Below are 17,619 nucleotides of genomic sequence, written 5' to 3' on the forward strand. Positions count from 1 at the left end.
AATTTGATTGGCATTACGTGGTTAAAGAGGAGAGGGATCACTTTTAATTAAAATAATTTCTACTATACAAAATTATAGTGAATAAAAGTGTTTATTGCCCCGTAATGATTTGATTCAAAAAAGGAACTAGTGATGGAAAGCTGGTTGGCTCAGTGAATTTTGTTTTCTTTTCTATAGGGATAGGCATTATCTCAAGCAACCGAGCGCATATCCATTGTGAGCTCTCAAAATCAGGGGTCGGGTAGAGGTTTCTGATTGAGTCGTGGTCGCGAAACAGTTGCACCAAGAACGCTGTTACCACATTGGGGACTTTGTACTCAAGCTCAGGCCAGTGAGGCATTGAACTAAATCTACTCTTAATTAAACCGTCTTGAGAACGAAAAGACGAATGAAGTTGGACAAGCTCTTGTCCCTCGACATCGATTTCTAAAATTTGATCATCAGACATATTGAAATCGACAATAGAAACTTTTGTTCCCCAGTAACTATGGTGTTCTGAATTTGAATTGTCTTGAGTGGCGAGAATAAAACCATCCCCCTGTGCCGCTTGAGCGACCATGGCAAGGTACTTAGGCTCAAAAATGCGTAATCTTTGTCGGCCTCCAGGCAAAAGAAAGATGGGGAGAGGAAACACGGCGAGTTCTGGAGAAGACTTTACAGGTGTTTCTAATTCGTCTTTTGTCTGTGTGGTCTTGTTGAGTGAGTTCGGCACATAGTACTCCTTAGTTCAAATTTAATGTGAACAGATATACGGGGTATTTCTGGTGTTCGATCAATTTGTTGTAATGAGTACCTCTGAGCGTTTCTAGAATAGCTACTTTACTGAGGTCTGATCGATATCTCACGGAGGAGTGACTGAGTGAAAAATCGAACCCTATGTTTTTTGTTGCACCTGTTCATAAATTCATTGATTTAACCTTCTTTCATTGACGTCATTAGGTAATATATGAACAAATAGTAAGCGAGTGGATAGCAGCCAAGCGGTCCTTCTATCTAACGTTCTTCTTTACCTAACATCACATCAAAGGAATGGTCATGATTGTTATTTATGGTATCAAAGAGTGCTTAAATCCAATTAAGTTGCAGCTATCTAACGTGTTGCAGCAATGCTTAAACAGTGAGATGGGGTTGCCCGATGACAAGCGAGCCCATCGGTTTGTGCCGTTGGAAAGGGATGACTTCTTTTACCCAGAGGGTAGAACCGACGCATACACGGTTATCGAAATCAACATGATGGAAGGTCGGGCGGTAAATACTAAAAAGCGTCTGATTAAGAAAATATTCTCCGAAATAGAAAAGCAACTCTCTATCTCTCCTATTGATATCGAAATCACCATTAAAGAGCAGCCATCGCACTGTTGGGGGTTCCGAGGAATGACCGGTGATGAAGCTCAAGACCTTAAGTATAAAGTAAAAGTCTAGATTTAACCCTGTTTGATAGCGGCTTCAGAATTGGTTTCTAGGCCGCTCGCTTAACTCTAACTCTTTTGTAGAACTTTCGGCTTTTTGTCTCTTTAGGTCTTTAACTAACCCTCACTACTCTCTTTCAAATATTGATGCCAATTCGCGTTAATCACATCGAAGTGCTCCACGCAGAACTCTTTTCTATTTTTTAGGTAGTCATTTTCCACGTCATCGAGTAAGTTTTTATAAGCTTCAGGGTCGCTTCCATATACTAAACACAGAGTAGAGAAGTAACGTTGGAGATCAAAGCTGTGTTCATCAATGTATTCACCTAAATCGTAATATTCAGGACGGTCTTCTGACTCGAAAGCAAACATGTCAGCGGCACTAATTGCGGCATCTCCGCCGTGTTCTACATAGTTGAGCAACATGATGGTAGCGAGGTTATCAACGGCGTCCTCTTCCTTCCCCAAAATAGCAATTTTTTGATCTTCTATGTAAGCATGCCCAGCTTCGTGCAGTAGGGTGTGAAGTAAGGTATCGATAGCTCCAGTTTGTGCCGTTTTCCCGTACTCTTTTTCGTACTGATTCTTTTCAAAGTAAGTTAACGATTCAGCATAAAAGCTATAAGGGATGAGCACTTGATGCGTTTGTGGATCGTAGAGTGGACCGTCTTCGTTGCCATATTGAATGGTTAATGGGTTATTAAACATGAAGAGTTGATTGGATAGGTCAATCACGGTGTCGTTGACGCCACTAAGTTGAATCTCTTTTTTGATCTGTTGTTCTGCCTCAGTCTTAGGTGTCGAGTACTCAACAATAAGGTTATCAGGTAGCGTATTGACACGGGATGTTTCACTAGACACATAAGTTGTGGCGAACACAGAGCCAATGGCTAGGCTGTAGGTTAGTGCTCGTTTCTGCACGAGTTTAATGAATGTCATCGTAGATCCTTATGTGGTTGGCACTAAGTTCTTTTTGCCGTTGGATTTTTGGTGAGTGGCACAGACGAGTGAAACATCACTTATCGAGGGTTAATCTATTCTAGAATGATTATCGAGTGGTAATCAGTTTAGGTTATCTTTGATACGATTGGCTATTTGTCAGATAAATTTCGGTTCAGGTAAAGCCTTGTGCTATACTCCGCGCCCCAATCCGAATTGGCTTGTTTAATCTTAGGAAATTATTATGAGTGTTAAAAACGAACTTCAACAAATTAACAACCGTCTAGACAAGTGTCGCAACAAGTTAGCGGCTGCTAAAACTCGTAATGATCGTCCTGTTGTTCGTCAATTTGAAGATGAGATTAAGAAGCTAACTAAGAAAATTGCCCAGCTTAAACACAAAGAAAGCTTCGATGTGAATCAAGAGCGTAAGTCGCTGATTGATATGCCATTTAGCCGTGAAATTACAAAAGCTGAGCAAGCGGATATGGGCAAATTGAAAAAGTCTGTAAAAGGATTAGTGATTGTTCACCCAATGACGAAGATTGGTAAAGAGCTTCGCATTGAGGTTATGACAGGGTATGCCCCGAAAAAATTCTAATTACCAGCAATGGTAATAAAAAAGGAGCTAGCAATGGCTCCTTTTTGCTTTTTTAGGTATTCAAAAAGAGATTGAGCAGCAGTATCATTGCTGTCGATTTATACTTTTGGAGATTGATTGTTATCACAAAACCGTCGCTCTCTACTTAAAAGTTAACGTACTACTAACATGGTGCGGAGTGAACGCAGCAATGCGCTGGTTTTCTCATCCACAATTTCTTACCCATTCTCATAGCACAGGTAGAGCAGCACACATAATTACAGACAAAACCAGACTCATTAGGGAAGATGAGCACGCAAAACAATAGAGGTTATATGAATCAATTAATTTCAATAGGGCCACTAGAATCTTTCCTAATCGCAATTAGCGTTTTGTTTCTAGGTCATTTTGTAAATGCAAAGCTACCGGTTCTCAAAAAGTACAATATCCCTGAGCCCATCGTCGGCGGTTTGATCGTCGCTTTTGCTATTACTGCCCTACACTTCAACGGCGTTGACCTAGAGTTCTCTTTGCCATTGCAGAACACCTTCATGTTGATGTTCTTTGCGACTGTTGGCCTTGCTGCTAACTACACCCAGTTGATGAAAGGTGGTGCAAAGGTGTTTCTGTTCTTAGGGGTCGCTTCGATTTACATCATTATCCAAAATGGTGTAGGTGTGACATTAGCCACAGCCCTTGGTCTTGAACCTTTGATGGGCTTGATTGCAGGCTCTATTACGCTATCTGGCGGTCATGGTACCGGTGCAGCTTGGTCACAGACGTTTTCAGACACATTCGGTATTGCCAATACTCTAGAAATTGCGATGGCTTCAGCCACCTTTGGTTTGATTATTGGCGGCATCATCGGTAGCCCTGTGGCCCAAAAGTTGATTGATAAGAACCAACTTGAATCTGAATACGGTACTGGCACGCAAACGCACGAACGCTTCCCTGAACTCGTTACTTACAATGAGTACGAAGAAGACAAAGTGACCGCGAAGAAGGTGATCGAAGTATTGTTCATTCTTCTTATCTGTATCACGGGCGCGAAATACCTAGAGCAGTGGGTAGCGACCTTTGAAATTTCTTGGTTGATGATCCCTGACTTCGTTTATGCGTTGTTTATTGGTGTATTCATTACAAATGTTTTTGAAGTCACTAAGCTGCATAAAACCGATAGCGAAACGGTCGATATTCTGGGCACGGTGTCATTATCACTGTTCTTAGCTATGGCGCTAATGAGCCTTAAGCTTTGGAACATCTTTGACCTTGCGATTCCGTTCTTGGTTATCCTTGCGGTTCAGGCTGTGGTGTTGGGTATCTTCTCTTACTTTGTGACGTTCAAAGTAATGGGTTCTAACTACGACGCAGCGGTTATGGCGGGTGGTCACTGTGGTTTCGGCCTAGGTGCAACACCAACAGCGGTAATGAACATGGGTTCTTTGGTGAACCGATTCGGTCCGTCGCCACAAGCCTTCATGGTTGTGCCAATCGTTGGTGCCTTCTTTATCGATATCGTTAACCTGATCATCCTTCAAGGTTACATCTCGTTTATCGGTTAATGTTCGTCCTTGCTTAAATGCGATGAGCTAATCGCACCAAGATGAATACAAGAAAGCCAGTCGATTGACTGGCTTTTTTATTGTCTAGCATATACCGAACTTATAGATTTTATCTTATGTCGGTGAACTGGTCTGTAGTTCTTTAAGCAGAGGAAATGCTGCTTTAGTGTGTTCCCCTGTGACAATGAATCCGACGAGTTGGTTTGCCTCATTAAAACCTTTGGCGACAATCCCTTTTGGATCAAACCGAGTCTCCCAACTCTGAGCAGTTTGAATATCACGGCCTGCCAGCTGAATCGGATAACTAGGCGTTTTCACTTTAGTCATAATATGCGGCAAGCTTAGCTTTCCTTCACCCGTAGTGAGTTGTTTCGCCAATACGTTGGCCGCTAATATCGCGGGTTGCAGGTAAGCCATTACTCGTCCTTGAATTTCAGCACAATCCCCAATGGCATAGACATTTTTGATGTTAGTTCTCATTGCTTCATCAACGATGATACCTCTGTTCACTGCCATTCCTGTCTGTTGCGCGAGTGCTGTATTTGGCATTAACCCAGCTGCAGCGATGACCACATCGGTTTTGATTAATCGAGAAGAGGTCGTTTGTAACCTTACTCCGTCAGCGAGATAGGTGGCATGGCTTACCATTGCATCCGTCTCAACTGTCACACCGGCTTTACGAAGCTCTCGTTCCAGTTCTAGGGAGATAAAAGGTGGCACCAAACTACCTAATAGATAACTTGCTGGTTCAATGACCGTGACACTTTTCCCCGCCGTTTGAAGGTCGAAAGCTAACTCGACGCCAATGAGCCCGCCACCGATAACGGTGATTCGTTGCGCAGCGTCGATCTGAGCTTTGTGTTTTTCGAACTCTTCCAAGCTATTGAGAGTAATCGTTGCCTGAGCACTCAACCCCTCAGCAGCAGGTATGAAAGGCGCTGCCCCGGTTGCCAGCACTAGTTTTGAGTATGGGATGATATCATCGCCAGCGACAATAAACTGTTGCTCGGTGTTAATCTCGTTTACCCAAACGTTGGTTTTAATGACAACGTTATGCAGCTCAGCTAATTGTTGAGCAGTATTGATCGCAAGTTGCTGAGGTGTTTGAGCTTGACTGAATACATGCGAAAGATTCGGCTTACTGTATTCAATACCCGCATCAGCAGTGACTATTGTAATAGCGATATTTGGGTCAGTTTTACGGATCATCTTTATGGTTTGTAAAGCAGCGAAACCAGCGCCCACAAGAACAATGTTGTCCATATTACTTCTCCACAAACACTTCTTTGCCTAAATGGCATTCTGGGCAAAGGAAGTCATCCGGCACTTGTGCCCAAGGTGTTCCTGGTTCAATGCCTTGGTAGGGTTCGCCCAATTGTGGGTCGTACACCCATTCACAGACAGTGCAGCGCCAGCAAGTGCAATCTGCGCTGTGGTTTGGCTGGCCTTGAACTTGCTCGGGCTGTTTCTCAAGTTGTTTTTCGACGAGTTGTTGCTGATCGAATTGCTGCTGATCGAGTTGCAGCTCGTCTGTGTCATCGAGTGCGACTGGAGTGCTCGTTGGCGAAGGCGCGGTTTCAAGCGGTGTCACATTACGTGATACTTGCTTTGGTGCGCTGACTTCGTCTGGATTCACACGCCAAACCTCGGCCAGTGTCATACCATAATCAATACATTGACGAAGTGCGTCTGTATCTGGTTTCCAGTGGATATGCAGAGGTGCGCTCACTTCGAAGTTGGCTTCACGTAAGCGAGCATCGATGCGTTTTACTGCGCCGCCAGTCCACCCTGAAGAGCCAAATGCTGCGGCTCTTTTTTCTGCAAAGCGCAGGCCGTGTACTTCTTCAAGTAGTGCGGCGATTTGCGGCATCATCACATTGTTCATGGTCGATGATCCAACAAGTACGCCCTTTGAACGGAAGATATTGGCAAGGATGTCATTCTTATCGTGCTTAGAGATATTGTAGACTTTGATGGCTGTTTCTGGGCTGCCTTTACGAATACCCTTTGCGATCGCATCTGCCATCATGCGAGTGTTATTGGACATGGTGTCGTAGACAATGGTGATACGATCTTCTTTGTAGGCTTTTGACCACTCGTAATATTGCTCAACGATTTGAGTCGCATTGTCACGCCAAATACAGCCATGAGAAGTAGCAATAACATCGATTGGCACGCCTAAACTCAAGACTTCTTCTATCTTCGCTTTCACCAAAGGCGCGAAAGGCGTGAGGATGTTTGAGAAGTAACGCAGACATTGGTCATGTAGCTCTACTTGGTCTAGTTGGTCATTGAATAGGTTCTCGTCGCAGTAGTGTTGCCCGAAAGCATCGTTACTAAACAGGATTTCATCACCGGTTAGGTATGTCGCCATTGAGTCTGGCCAGTGCAGCATTTTCATCTCAACAAAGATGAGTTGCTTACCGTTACCGACATCGAGCGTGTCGCCTGTTTTAACGGTTCGGAAGTTCCAGTCAGGCTGGTGGTGATGGCCAACAATAGAGTTAACACCAGCTTCTGTGCAGTAGACGGGTGTGTTCGGAATTTTAGCCAGTAGCGCAGAGAGGGCGCCTGAGTGATCTTCTTCTGCATGCTGACAAATGATGTAGTCGATCTCGTTGATATCGATTTCCATCTCTAGGTTTGCAAGGAATTGTTCAGTAAAGCGATGATCGACAGTATCGACAAGCACCGTCTTCTCTTCACGGATCAGGTATGAGTTATAGCTCGTACCTTTGTTCATGTGGTATTCCTTACCGTGGAAGTGCTCGGTTTCCCAATCGTGGACGCCGACCCAATGAACATTTGATTTAACGTGAATAGTCATAATGATAATACCTTATTTAAATATCTGATCTCATCATTGCATTTGGTGTGCCATGTTTTTAAGTGATTGTTTTTAATTAGGTTAATTTAATGCTGGTAAGGATTTGTGTCATTATGACTTTTTTATATTTGTTGTCTTAATAATCCCTTAGTGTCATTTTAACTCACGCGAAATTGTTCTAGGTATTGGCATGCTTATGGATAAAGATAGATGAAACTGAGCCTCTATAAATATGACTAGCTGATTGGGAAAATCAGTAGCAGATACAAAAAAGGCCAGACAAGTGTCTGGCCAAAATATAAGGCAGTACGTTTAAGCATATTAAATGTAGTCATAACTAAAATTGGCGTTATAACTAATATTGGTTTTAAAGCTAAAATTGGTTTTCACACTAAACTAAATGAATGGTTCATTTAGCAAGGTTGTTCGTATCAACTAGAGAGTTGTTACAACTTGATCAACCGCTAGACGCGCTTTTGGTTTACCGTAGTTATAATCTTCGCCATCTTTGTGGTAACCAATCGCCAATGCAACATCAACAACATGACCATCTAACTCATCGGCAAATTCTTCACTGATCATTTTTGCGTCTACACCTTCCATCGGTGTTGAAGCGATGCCAAGACGAGCTAGCGTGTGCAGTGTATTACCAAGTGCGATGTAAACTTGAGATTTAGTCCAATTGCCGTTAAAGCCTTCTTCGTCTGTGTTCATTTCAGCGAATGCGTAAGCACCTAAGAACTGCTCGTACATTTCAGCGGGTAGGTGACCAGAACTGACTTCTGTGTCAGCACGTTTTGCGAATTTTTCTTTAGTGTACTTAGGGTCGTGAGCAAACAAGATCGTGTGTGACGCTTCTTTCGCATGTGGTTGGTTAAACTGGAACATGTTTTCGAAAGTATTGTGGAAGCGCTGTTTTGCTTCGTCACTCTCAATGATGATGAACTTCCAAGGCTGAGAGTTGATAGAAGAAGCTGACAAGCGAAGAGCTTCTTTGATTACTTCCATATCTTCTGCTGATACACGTTTGTCGGCATCGTATTTTTTAGCAGTGTAGCGAGTGTTCAAATCTGTGATGATTGGATGAGTCATGTTGGCTCCTAATATCTATAAGAATAAATGTTGTAGGGTTTAATGTTCAGTGACGTCAACAATAAACGGACAGCTCAGTTAAATCGAAACCTTTTATAAAGTCGTTTAAATGGCTATCGAACATGCCCCAAATACCGAATTACTGTAGTAGCTCGAGTCGATGGGAGTAAGATAATAGAAGAGTCGCTTGAGAAAAATAGCGAACATATCAAATCACTATGGTAGTTAAAGTCCATAATAAGCGAATTAATGTGATCTTGATTAGCTATGGTGTGCGAGTTTCAGTGACTTAATACGCCTTTATTCCATATTCACGCAATAATGGCGGTAATACCTTGTCGAGATTGGGAATATCTTCTGGGCAGATTTCGATTAAACCAAAACCATGCTCCTCGTAAATTTTCTTAGTGGCAATGCGCTGGTCTTGATCTATTGACCCATAATCCGTTCCCCAGAACTGAATGTACACCTTGCCAGTTGGCAGGTAGAAATCGCTCATGACTTCTTTTGCGATTGGGAGTGGACGTTCGTAGGCGTGGACTACTCCTGCCATATAGAGCCAGTTATCTATGATCAGCTCGCCTTTCGACCTAACATAGTGTCCGTCCAAGCTTCGGTGTTTTGCTTCGAACTTCTGACGAAAGCTAGAAAACGAAGCGTCGGTAGAATGGCTTTCGGCGTCGTGACCTAAAAATTCGACAACTGATTGCTTTAAGCGCTTATTACGCACCAAAGAGTCGTGCCACACCACAAACAAGTTTTTTGTTGCTTTATCTTCTCTCTGTTCACCACCGGCTTTTAAACCCGTAGAAGTCACATGCCAGCCATCTTCTTCTTTGGTTATCCAACCAAGCTCATTGAGTAGCAGGTTAATTTTCTTCGCGCTGAGTTGAAAAGCGTTGCCCAACTGAGTCGCGGTTAGCGTTTTACCAGAGAATGAATCTAAGTCGATGAGCAGATTCTCCGGCCATACAATAAAGACACCAAATTTTTTGTGCTCTACATATTCCCCTCCAAAACTTTCACCGCGCTCAGTGAGCACCCAACGTTCTTGCGATCGCACTATATAGCCAGCACTTTTTAGATCACTGAAGAGAGTTTTAGGTTCCACCCCTTTGTGTTTGGCGAGTGCTGATGTGGAGATTTTTTCTGGCATAGTTTTTCTCAAATAGCAGAGCAACCTGCTGGTTGGTGTTGAAGGGGAATTAAATAAATAGCATTTGAGTAGCTAAATACCATATCACATCCATCTAGTGTTCACTGCAGCGCTCTGGCCTGTAGTTTTAATAGTGCGCTATGTCTCATTTCATTTGAAGCTTAGGTTTTGTTTTTGTAATTAAATTACAAAGTCAAGTTTTTGGTTCGTACTGATGCATATGTATTGAGCATGATACGCTGTTATTTTGTTCACTAATTATAGATTTTAGATACCCTATTTTATTAAGTGTGATATTGATCACTATTTATTTTTAAGTATTACAAAACAAAATGTGATCAATATCACTCGATAATGAGTGTTATTCCCATTTAAATTGCTTTGTAATTTAAATTCATACCATTTTTGTGATCTAAGTGGCTATCGATAACCCGAAAGTGTTTTTTGTGTGTGACCACTGTCACTAAAATTGCCTCAAGGTGCATTTTCGAAATGTTGTGATACATTTTAATCGACTTTTGAATAAACACTTTCGGTCATTTGACCAACCAATACACTACGGGGTTCTACCTATGTTATCACCAGAAGCAAAGATTAAGGTTCAAAACTTTGGTCGTTTCTTATCCAATATGGTAATGCCAAACATCGGCGCATTTATTGCGTGGGGTTTCATTACTGCACTATTTATTCCAACAGGTTGGTGGCCTAACGAAACGTTAGCATCAATGGTTGGTCCTATGATCACATACCTACTACCGCTATTGATCGGTTACACCGGTGGTAAAATGGTTGGCGGCGACCGTGGAGCGGTTGTTGGTGCAATTACAACGATGGGTGTCATCGTTGGTACAGATATCCCTATGTTCATGGGTGCAATGATTGTTGGTCCACTAGGTGGTATCGCAATTAAGAAATTCGATGAAGCTGTTCACGGTAAGGTGAAGAGCGGTTTCGAAATGCTAGTGAACAACTTCTCTGCTGGTATCATCGGTATGATCTGCGCAATCATCGCGTTTGTCGTGATTGGTCCTGCAGTTAAGATTCTATCTGGTGGTCTTGCGGCCGGTGTTAACGCAATGGTTGAAGCAGGTGCTCTTCCTCTAGCTTCTATCTTTGTTGAACCTGCGAAAATTCTTTTCCTAAACAACGCAATTAACCACGGTATCTTCTCTCCACTAGGTATCCAGCAATCTGAAGAGATTGGTCGTTCAATCTTCTTCCTAATTGAAGCTAACCCAGGTCCTGGTTTTGGTCTTCTACTTGCTTACATGGTATTTGGTAAAGGTAGCGCGAAACAGTCTGCTGCTGGTGCATCTATCATCCACTTCCTAGGTGGTATCCACGAGATTTACTTCCCGTACGTACTGATGAACCCACGTCTAATTCTTGCTGTAATCGCAGGTGGTATGACGGGTGTATTCACTAACGTAATGTTTGATTCTGGTCTTATCTCTCCAGCATCTCCAGGTTCTATCTTCGCAGTTTTACTGATGACGCCAAAAGGTTCTTACCTAGGTGTTGTACTTTCAGTAATCGCTTCAACCGCTGTGTCTTTCATCGTAGCTTCAATCCTACTTAAGACTTCAGCTCAAGGTGACGACGAAGATTCACTAGAAAAAGCATCAGCACAAATGAAAGACATGAAAGCGTCTTCTAAAGGTGCGGTATCAGGTGCAAACGTGAACCTAGCTAATGTAGAAGCTGTGTACGTAGCGTGTGATGCGGGTATGGGTTCAAGCGCAATGGGTGCTGGTCTACTACGTAAAAAAGTAGAAACAGCAGGCCTGAACATTGTGGTAACTAACTATGCAATCAACAACCTACCAGCTGATTCGCAAATTGTTATTACACACAAAGACCTAACAGACCGTGCACGTAAAACCGTACCAGGTGCAATGCACATGTCTCTTAACAATTTCCTAGATGGCGCTGTATATGACCAGTTGGTTGTAGACCTTGTAGAAGCACAAAGCGGTGAAGCGAAAGTAGCAGCACCTGCGGCAGCGGCTCCAGCACAAGAAGGCAACAAACTTGCTCTGACTAACGACAGCATCTTCCTTGGTCTAAAAGCGACTCAGAAAAAAGACGCGATTAAGTTTGCTGGTGACCAATTAGTAAAACTTGGCAATGTGTCACCTGAATACGTAGAAGGTATGTTTGCTCGTGAAGAGCTTGTGTCTACTTACTTAGGCGAGTCTATCGCGGTACCACACGGCACAATCGAAGCGAAACAGTACGTACAAAAAACCGGCATCGTTTTCTGTCAATACCCTGAAGGCATTCAGTGGGGTGAAGATGAAGATGATATTGCGAAGATGGTTATCGGTATTGCAGCACAAGGCGATGAACACAACATGGTGTTGATGGCTATTACCAATTCACTTGATGACGAAGAAGCAGTGGAATGCTTACAGAACACAACTAACCCAGATGATGTTCTACGTATTCTAAACGGAAATTAATACGCTCTAGTCAAGCTCCTGAGTGAAGGAGGCCGGTGTCCCCCCACTGGCCTCATTTTCGGTCTTACTCTTTATCGGTTTAATAAAGATTCAGTCTGTATAGCTTACTGTTTAATGCCTAGAACCTAATTGGAAAGGGCATGTTGTTGAGTAGTTAGCTATCTAGATTCAAATATTTATAAGGTCTAAAATTATGAAAGCGTTACATTTTGGTGCAGGTAATATCGGTCGTGGTTTCATTGGTAAGCTTCTTTCTGATGCTGGTATGAAGGTTACGTTTGCAGACGTAAATGAAACGGTTGTTAATGCGTTAATTGAGCGTAAAGAATACCCAGTAAAGATTGTTGGAGAAGAGTGTGTTGTTGAGATCGTTAAAAACGTAACAGCAGTGAACTCAGCGACAAGCGCTGTGGTGGATTGCATTGCTGAATCGGATCTTATTACAACAGCGGTAGGCCCAACGGTTCTCAAGATTATCTCTAAATCTATCGCGCAAGGCATTGAAAAACGTGCTGCTGCTGGTAACACTGCACCAATGAACGTAATCGCGGCAGAGAACATGGTTCGTGGTACTAGCCAACTTAAAGCTGCAGTATTAGAGCACCTTTCTGATGAAATGAAAGCCTTCACTGAAGAGCACATTGGTTTCGTTGATTCAGCGGTTGACCGTATTGTTCCACCGGCAGAAGCTGGCGAGACAGACCCTCTAGCAGTAACGGTTGAAACGTTCAGCGAATGGATTGTAGATCAAACACAATTTAAGGGTGATATCCCAAACATCCCAGGAATGGAATGCACTGATAACTTAATGGCTTTCGTTGAGCGTAAACTGTTTACTCTTAACACTGGTCACCTAGTAACGGCATACCTTGGCGTTCTTGCGGGTCATGAGACAATCAAAGACTCTATTGAAGACGACGTAATCCGTGCTGAAGTAACAGCAACAATGGAAGAGAGTGGTGCTGTACTTATTAAGCGTTACGGTTTTGATCCTGAAGCTCACGCTGCATACATCCAAAAAATCCTTGGTCGTTTTGCAAACCCATTCCTACGTGATGAAGTAGATCGTGTTGGTCGTCAACCAATTCGTAAGCTGAGCCCACAAGATCGCTTGGTTAAGCCACTGAACGGCACATTAGAATACGGCCTTCCAAACGCTCACCTAGTAAAAGCGATTGCGGCAGCGTTCCATTATAAGAACGAAGATGACCCTCAAGCGGTTGAACTTCAGGCAATGTTTGCAGAAAAAGGCTTTGCAGAGACATTAGCATATTATTCTGAGCTGAATAGTGACTCAGAAGTTGTTAAACTAGCGGAACAAGCTTATCTAGCATTGAAATGATAAACCACCAAAGTGCCACTCCTGTGGCACTTTCTTATTGCCGAGCCGTTATGCCAATACAAACTAATCATGAAACAGAATTACTCGAAGCACTTTCCGAGGCTGAGAGTGCTGGCGCTTGCCTGATGGCCGCTTATGATGCATTGGATGATACGGTAGATTCGGTTTTAAAAAATATTTTCAAGAAAGACGATACTGCGATTAAGTTCGTTGTAGAACCTCTTCTCAATAGTGGCGGGCCGCTAGGGGAAATAATGATACGCGGAAAGTTGCTTCTGGGGCTTGGCGTGATCAGTAAAGAGCTTTATGACGACTTAGAGATTTTCGTGACCTTAAAAGAATGGGCGAAAATACAGGGTGATGACACCAGTTTTACTGAAGTGGATATCATCTTTGAGCTAAACAAAGTACATGCTATTCAGCGTATTATGCCTATTGAATACGACCCTGATATGGTGAAAACCATGTCTGGTCCAATGTTAGAAATGTTCTTGGGTCGACATAACCAGAAAGTGAAATCCACGATCGTTTTGGCTATTACAGACATCATTAACACCTTGTGCCGAGATAACGCGCTGAGTTCTTAGTTTTTGCTATTGAGTTCATAGCTTGAAGCTTTCGCTTGAGCTTACACCTAAAGTGTTTATTTAGCTTATCTAGCTTTAATTCGTTTTATCCATCTTAGAATATACCGTCATTGCGGTTTCTCTTGTTTGAGAAATCGCTTTTTTGTTTCTGCAGCCTGTTTAAACGAGCTTGTCGCTCTATTATCGATCCTGTTACTCACCTCCTCAAATTGCAGATACAAAAAAAGCCACATTCTGTGGCTTTCTCTATTCAAGACGCTCTTTCTATTAAAAACGCCTTTTTATTCAAGACAATCGATTATAGGTCTTGGATGTTTTCAGCTTCTAGCTCTTGGAAGTAGCGTAGAGTCTTAACTTTTAGCTCTTGTTGAGCTGGCTCATCAGCAACGATGATAGCTTTACGGTGCATCTGTAGAGCGGTAACAGTCCACATGTGGTTTACAGAACCTTCGATAGCCATTTGAAGTGCTTGCGCTTTGTTGTGTCCTAGAGAAAGGATCATTACTTCTTCAGCATCTAGAAGAGTCGCAACACCGATAGTTAGTGCGTATTTAGGCACTTGGTTAATGTCGCCATCGAAGAAACGAGAGTTCGCGATACGAGTGTCTTCAGTTAGCGTTTTGATACGCGTGCGTGAAGACAGAGAAGAACCTGGCTCATTGAATGCGATGTGACCGTCGATGCCTACGCCGCCCATGAATAGGTTGATTTTACCGTATGAGCGGATTTTCTCTTCGTACGCTGCACAGTGTGCATCTATGTCGTCAGCTTTGCCATCAAGAAGGTTGATGTTTTCAGCTTGGATATCAACGTGGTTGAAGAAGTTCTCGTGCATGAATGTGCGGTAAGACTCTGGGTGGTTAGGGTCGATGCCAACGTACTCATCCATATTGAATGTTACAACGTGCTTAAAGCTTACTTCACCAGCTTTGTAAAGTTCAATTAGCGCAGCGTAAGTAGTTAGAGGTGTGCTACCAGTAGGAAGGCCTAATACAAATGGACGCTCGGCAGTCGGAGCGAATTTGTTGATAGAATCTGCGATATGACGAGCAGCCCATTTACCTACTTTTGCTTTGTTGCTTAATGGAATAAGTCTCATTGATTTTGCCCCTAGAAATTAAATTTTATAGTGTTCTGAAACATTAATTCGCATTATAAAATAAGTTGTCATGTTCTGCTATTGTTTTAGGTCAATATTTTACTTTTTTCATTGTATTTGTGACTAGATCTCTCAGAATTGCATAATTATTGTATGGATATTTGGTGGCGTTAAACAAGATTAATACGTTTGTCATATAGCATAATATTGATTCAATTCAGCGTCTGAAAGGGTCGATAAGCTTGATTTGTTTGTGTACTTCGATGCATTAACAGGCCGCTAGAATAGAGTTCAGGCAGAAAAATAAGGGGGGTAATGTAGAGTGATATTGATTAAAGAAGGGGGGAAGGAGAGAAACGTAAATTCTACAGTGATGCAAGTACCGTTGAGGTTATGCCTGAGTCGAGGTGTCTCGGTGCTATCGTTATGAATTATTTATATATATTGGTAAAACCAGCCGGGTTAGCTAAACTTAACTGTTGCGAAGATAAAGTGTGTTGAAGGCAAAAAAAAGCCCAAAGTGATGAGGTATCACTTTGAGCTATTTTACTAATCTTCTAACACTAACTCACTTTCGTATTCTTCCCTAGGCACTTCACCGCGTTTGCAGCCGTTTAGGGTATGAAAGCGACGGCGTCCACGAGCTAGTTGAATGTACTTCAACCAAACACGCTCTAACTTGGACTTAGCCTTATGAGGGTGAGATAGCACTTTAATGAAGTGTTTTTCTTCAGCATTGGTTGGTGTGAGTTCACCAGTTTCAAGTGCAAGCATAGTGTCACCAAACAAGGTTAGGATTTCCTCTTCTGAAAGAGTAAAATCACCTGACTTAGCGAACCCTCGTGGGAATTTAATGGTGTCATAAAAACGTTTTTTTCCGTGTCGGAATTCGGTCTCAGACATATCAGCCTCAGTAATGTGGTTAGATAGAAATTAGTGTTTATTGTTCACGCGAAAATATTGTTAAAAGGCAAAAATAGAAAACAAAACGTTTTTGCCTTTACGATAAACAATCCTAGATCGGCTAGTTAGCAGATTTATTACAGAGATGTATTTGATGGATGTGAAAGTATTTAGAACCTTTCTTGAGGTTGCAAGGGTGCGCCATTTTGGGCGTGCAGCAGAAAATTTGTATCTGACACAGGCGGCGGTGAGTGCGCGTATCAAACAGCTAGAAGGCTATTTTGATACTCAGCTCTTCATTCGTGATCGCAATAACATCAAGCTCACCTCTTCCGGTGAGCGTTTGATTGGTTATGCGGAAGTGATGGTGTCTACCTTACAACAAGCTAAATTTGAGCTGTCGTTGGAGAGTGGTAAAGCTTTGCAGTTAACACTGGGTGGTACACCGAATATTTGGGATGCGTATCTGCAAAATTGTTTGAGTGTAGTAACCGATTCTTTTGGTGGTTATGGCTTTATGGCCGAGGTGATGGGGCGTGAGCAACTCAACCGAAATTTACTTGAACGCACCTTAGATATGGCTTTCGCTTTCGATCAGATCAAAGCGGAAGAGTTGAACTGTAAAAAAGTCGCTGATTTGGTTTTGGTGTTGGTATCAACGCAACAAGATGATCTGGAATCTGTATTCCAACATAAATATGTTTATGTCGACTGGGGAACGCGTTTTGGTTCTGAACACGCCGAGCGTCACCCAAAAGTGCCCGCGCCGTATCTACGTACCTCTACGGCTCGTATTGCCCTTGACTTCATTTTGGAGAAAGGGGGGAGTGCCTACCTACCTGTATCTCTGGTTGAACCTTTTATTGCTTCGGGTCAGTTACACAAGGTTAAAGGGGTTGAAGACTGGTATCGCCCTATTTACTTGAGCTATCGTAAAAGCAGTACTTCAGTTGACGCTATCATGCAGGTTGAGCAATTGGTTAATGAGATTGACCCATCAACGGCGTATACGCTTCAACAAGCAGCTGAGCAAGCTCCAAACGCTTAGTTTTAATTTCACGATGTTTTCATAAAAAAATGGCTCCTTGTTAAAGGAGCCATTTTTGTTTTTAAACCAGCGAGAACTTTATTTTTAAATCCGAGATCATCCCATTCTTTAAAACATAAATATTTTCTAAATCAAAGATAAGCTCTAAACCAAATCAAAAGTCAGTTCTAACCCACATAAAAGAAGTTAAGCCTGGTCAATGTGCCTTATTTGGCGGAACTATAAGTTCATTAGATTCTCGATTGACTCTTCAAGAGAGCGAGACATGTACGAATGGATTTGATTTCCATCGGTAGCATCAATTTCGATCATAGAAATTCCGATGTCGGCTTGATCCTCAAGGTAACTGAGAGATTGCTCGACTGATTGACTGGTGAGAATTTGTTGGTTTGATAACACAATTCGACACGTATGAAGATCCATAGCCTTTTTCCTTTTTATCCAATAGGTCTCTGCATCTTAATGTGCTAAGTACCAGTTGTTGACGTTGTTAGAAGTATCCCTTCTACCTATTAAAAATAGCTGAATTGAGTGAAAATAAAACTGTTTTTGTGATTTATTTAACCTTCACTTCCGAAAGTGGCTAGCGGCAATGGCGGTTCGCGGTAGACTT

General features: G+C 42.4%; 16 protein-coding genes. 7 read left to right on the forward strand and 9 right to left on the reverse strand.

Annotated features, from left to right (window positions below):
• Positions 1–91: 91 nt before the first annotated feature.
• On the reverse strand, positions 92–712 hold the full coding sequence (locus L8S15_RS11775; RefSeq protein WP_010432444.1) for an LON peptidase substrate-binding domain-containing protein: 621 nt from the start codon (positions 710–712) through the stop codon (positions 92–94).
• Between the two features lie 323 nt (positions 713–1,035).
• Between L8S15_RS11775 and L8S15_RS11780 the strand changes: the two genes are divergently transcribed.
• Entirely contained in the window at positions 1,036–1,422 is a 387-nt protein-coding gene (locus L8S15_RS11780; RefSeq protein WP_010432446.1) for a tautomerase family protein, read from the forward strand.
• A 104-nt stretch (positions 1,423–1,526) separates the two neighbouring features.
• Here the strand turns inward: L8S15_RS11780 and L8S15_RS11785 are convergent, their stop codons facing one another.
• On the reverse strand, positions 1,527–2,348 hold the full coding sequence (locus L8S15_RS11785; RefSeq protein ID WP_010432449.1) for a DUF4344 domain-containing metallopeptidase: 822 nt from the start codon (positions 2,346–2,348) through the stop codon (positions 1,527–1,529).
• Positions 2,349–2,592: 244 nt separating this feature from the next.
• On the opposite strand from L8S15_RS11785, the gene L8S15_RS11790 reads away from it, so the two are divergent.
• Entirely contained in the window at positions 2,593–2,949 is a 357-nt protein-coding gene (locus tag L8S15_RS11790; RefSeq protein WP_010432454.1) for a YibL family ribosome-associated protein, read from the forward strand.
• Positions 2,950–3,263: 314 nt separating this feature from the next.
• On the forward strand, positions 3,264–4,490 hold the full coding sequence (gene gltS, locus L8S15_RS11795) for a sodium/glutamate symporter (RefSeq protein ID WP_010432457.1): 1,227 nt from the start codon (positions 3,264–3,266) through the stop codon (positions 4,488–4,490).
• A gap of 114 nt (positions 4,491–4,604) precedes the next feature.
• On the opposite strand, the gene norW is transcribed toward gltS, so the two are convergent.
• From norW to L8S15_RS11815, 4 genes are all read right to left on the reverse strand, one after another.
• On the reverse strand, positions 4,605–5,753 hold the full coding sequence (gene norW / locus L8S15_RS11800) for an NADH:flavorubredoxin reductase NorW (RefSeq protein ID WP_016766900.1): 1,149 nt from the start codon (positions 5,751–5,753) through the stop codon (positions 4,605–4,607).
• 1 nt (position 5,754) lies between these two features.
• Positions 5,755–7,317, reverse strand: coding sequence for an anaerobic nitric oxide reductase flavorubredoxin (gene norV, locus L8S15_RS11805; protein ID WP_280573195.1), 1,563 nt, complete (start codon positions 7,315–7,317; stop codon positions 5,755–5,757).
• Between the two features lie 435 nt (positions 7,318–7,752).
• Entirely contained in the window at positions 7,753–8,409 is a 657-nt protein-coding gene (locus tag L8S15_RS11810; protein ID WP_010432463.1) for a nitroreductase family protein, read from the reverse strand.
• 289 nt (positions 8,410–8,698) lie between these two features.
• Positions 8,699–9,565 (reverse strand): hypothetical protein, encoded by an 867-nt coding sequence (locus L8S15_RS11815; protein WP_016793154.1) that lies wholly within the window; start codon positions 9,563–9,565, stop codon positions 8,699–8,701.
• A gap of 572 nt (positions 9,566–10,137) precedes the next feature.
• Between L8S15_RS11815 and L8S15_RS11820 the strand changes: the two genes are divergently transcribed.
• From L8S15_RS11820 to L8S15_RS11830, 3 genes are all read left to right on the forward strand, one after another.
• Positions 10,138–12,027 carry a PTS mannitol transporter subunit IICBA gene (locus L8S15_RS11820; RefSeq protein ID WP_010432466.1) on the forward strand — a complete coding sequence of 630 codons (1,890 nt, stop codon included), beginning with the start codon at positions 10,138–10,140 and terminating at the stop codon, positions 12,025–12,027.
• A gap of 193 nt (positions 12,028–12,220) precedes the next feature.
• Positions 12,221–13,369 carry a mannitol-1-phosphate 5-dehydrogenase gene (locus L8S15_RS11825; protein ID WP_010432469.1) on the forward strand — a complete coding sequence of 383 codons (1,149 nt, stop codon included), beginning with the start codon at positions 12,221–12,223 and terminating at the stop codon, positions 13,367–13,369.
• Between the two features lie 50 nt (positions 13,370–13,419).
• Complete coding sequence (locus tag L8S15_RS11830; protein WP_193846163.1) at positions 13,420–13,956, forward strand: MltR family transcriptional regulator; 537 nt, start codon at positions 13,420–13,422, stop codon at positions 13,954–13,956.
• 298 nt (positions 13,957–14,254) lie between these two features.
• On the opposite strand, the gene nagB is transcribed toward L8S15_RS11830, so the two are convergent.
• Positions 14,255–15,055: a glucosamine-6-phosphate deaminase gene (nagB, locus tag L8S15_RS11835; protein ID WP_010432474.1), complete on the reverse strand. Its 801-nt coding sequence runs from the start codon at positions 15,053–15,055 to the stop codon at positions 14,255–14,257.
• Between the two features lie 549 nt (positions 15,056–15,604).
• Positions 15,605–15,958: a DUF413 domain-containing protein gene (locus tag L8S15_RS11840; protein ID WP_010432477.1), complete on the reverse strand. Its 354-nt coding sequence runs from the start codon at positions 15,956–15,958 to the stop codon at positions 15,605–15,607.
• Positions 15,959–16,112: 154 nt separating this feature from the next.
• Here L8S15_RS11840 and L8S15_RS11845 point away from each other — a divergent pair, with 154 nt between their 5' ends.
• The gene (locus tag L8S15_RS11845) at positions 16,113–17,006 is read left to right on the forward strand and encodes a LysR family transcriptional regulator (RefSeq protein ID WP_010432478.1); all 894 of its coding nucleotides are present in this window, start codon (positions 16,113–16,115) and stop codon (positions 17,004–17,006) included.
• Between the two features lie 219 nt (positions 17,007–17,225).
• Here L8S15_RS11845 and L8S15_RS11850 read toward each other — a convergent pair whose 3' ends face one another.
• The gene (locus L8S15_RS11850) at positions 17,226–17,429 is read right to left on the reverse strand and encodes a hypothetical protein (protein ID WP_010432480.1); all 204 of its coding nucleotides are present in this window, start codon (positions 17,427–17,429) and stop codon (positions 17,226–17,228) included.
• Between the last annotated feature and the right edge of the window lie 190 nt (positions 17,430–17,619).

The organism is Vibrio sp. S/42/10 (assembly GCF_029890535.1).
GTDB lineage: Bacteria > Pseudomonadota > Gammaproteobacteria > Enterobacterales > Vibrionaceae > Vibrio > Vibrio cyclitrophicus.

Bases quoted from the DNA above. Each gene is read 5' to 3' on its own strand.
- L8S15_RS11780 (WP_010432446.1), top strand. From the start codon at position 1,036: ATGATTGTTATTTATGGTATCAAAGAGTGCTTAAATCCAATTAAGTTG.
- L8S15_RS11785 (WP_010432449.1), bottom strand. From the start codon at position 2,348: ATGACATTCATTAAACTCGTGCAGAAACGAGCACTAACCTACAGCCTA.
- L8S15_RS11790 (WP_010432454.1), top strand. From the start codon at position 2,593: ATGAGTGTTAAAAACGAACTTCAACAAATTAACAACCGTCTAGACAAG.
- gltS (WP_010432457.1), top strand. From the start codon at position 3,264: ATGAATCAATTAATTTCAATAGGGCCACTAGAATCTTTCCTAATCGCA.
- norW (WP_016766900.1), bottom strand. From the start codon at position 5,753: ATGGACAACATTGTTCTTGTGGGCGCTGGTTTCGCTGCTTTACAAACC.
- norV (WP_280573195.1), bottom strand. From the start codon at position 7,317: ATGACTATTCACGTTAAATCAAATGTTCATTGGGTCGGCGTCCACGAT.
- L8S15_RS11810 (WP_010432463.1), bottom strand. From the start codon at position 8,409: ATGACTCATCCAATCATCACAGATTTGAACACTCGCTACACTGCTAAA.
- L8S15_RS11815 (WP_016793154.1), bottom strand. From the start codon at position 9,565: ATGCCAGAAAAAATCTCCACATCAGCACTCGCCAAACACAAAGGGGTG.
- L8S15_RS11820 (WP_010432466.1), top strand. From the start codon at position 10,138: ATGTTATCACCAGAAGCAAAGATTAAGGTTCAAAACTTTGGTCGTTTC.
- L8S15_RS11825 (WP_010432469.1), top strand. From the start codon at position 12,221: ATGAAAGCGTTACATTTTGGTGCAGGTAATATCGGTCGTGGTTTCATT.
- L8S15_RS11830 (WP_193846163.1), top strand. From the start codon at position 13,420: ATGCCAATACAAACTAATCATGAAACAGAATTACTCGAAGCACTTTCC.
- nagB (WP_010432474.1), bottom strand. From the start codon at position 15,055: ATGAGACTTATTCCATTAAGCAACAAAGCAAAAGTAGGTAAATGGGCT.
- L8S15_RS11840 (WP_010432477.1), bottom strand. From the start codon at position 15,958: ATGTCTGAGACCGAATTCCGACACGGAAAAAAACGTTTTTATGACACC.
- L8S15_RS11845 (WP_010432478.1), top strand. From the start codon at position 16,113: ATGGATGTGAAAGTATTTAGAACCTTTCTTGAGGTTGCAAGGGTGCGC.
- L8S15_RS11850 (WP_010432480.1), bottom strand. From the start codon at position 17,429: ATGGATCTTCATACGTGTCGAATTGTGTTATCAAACCAACAAATTCTC.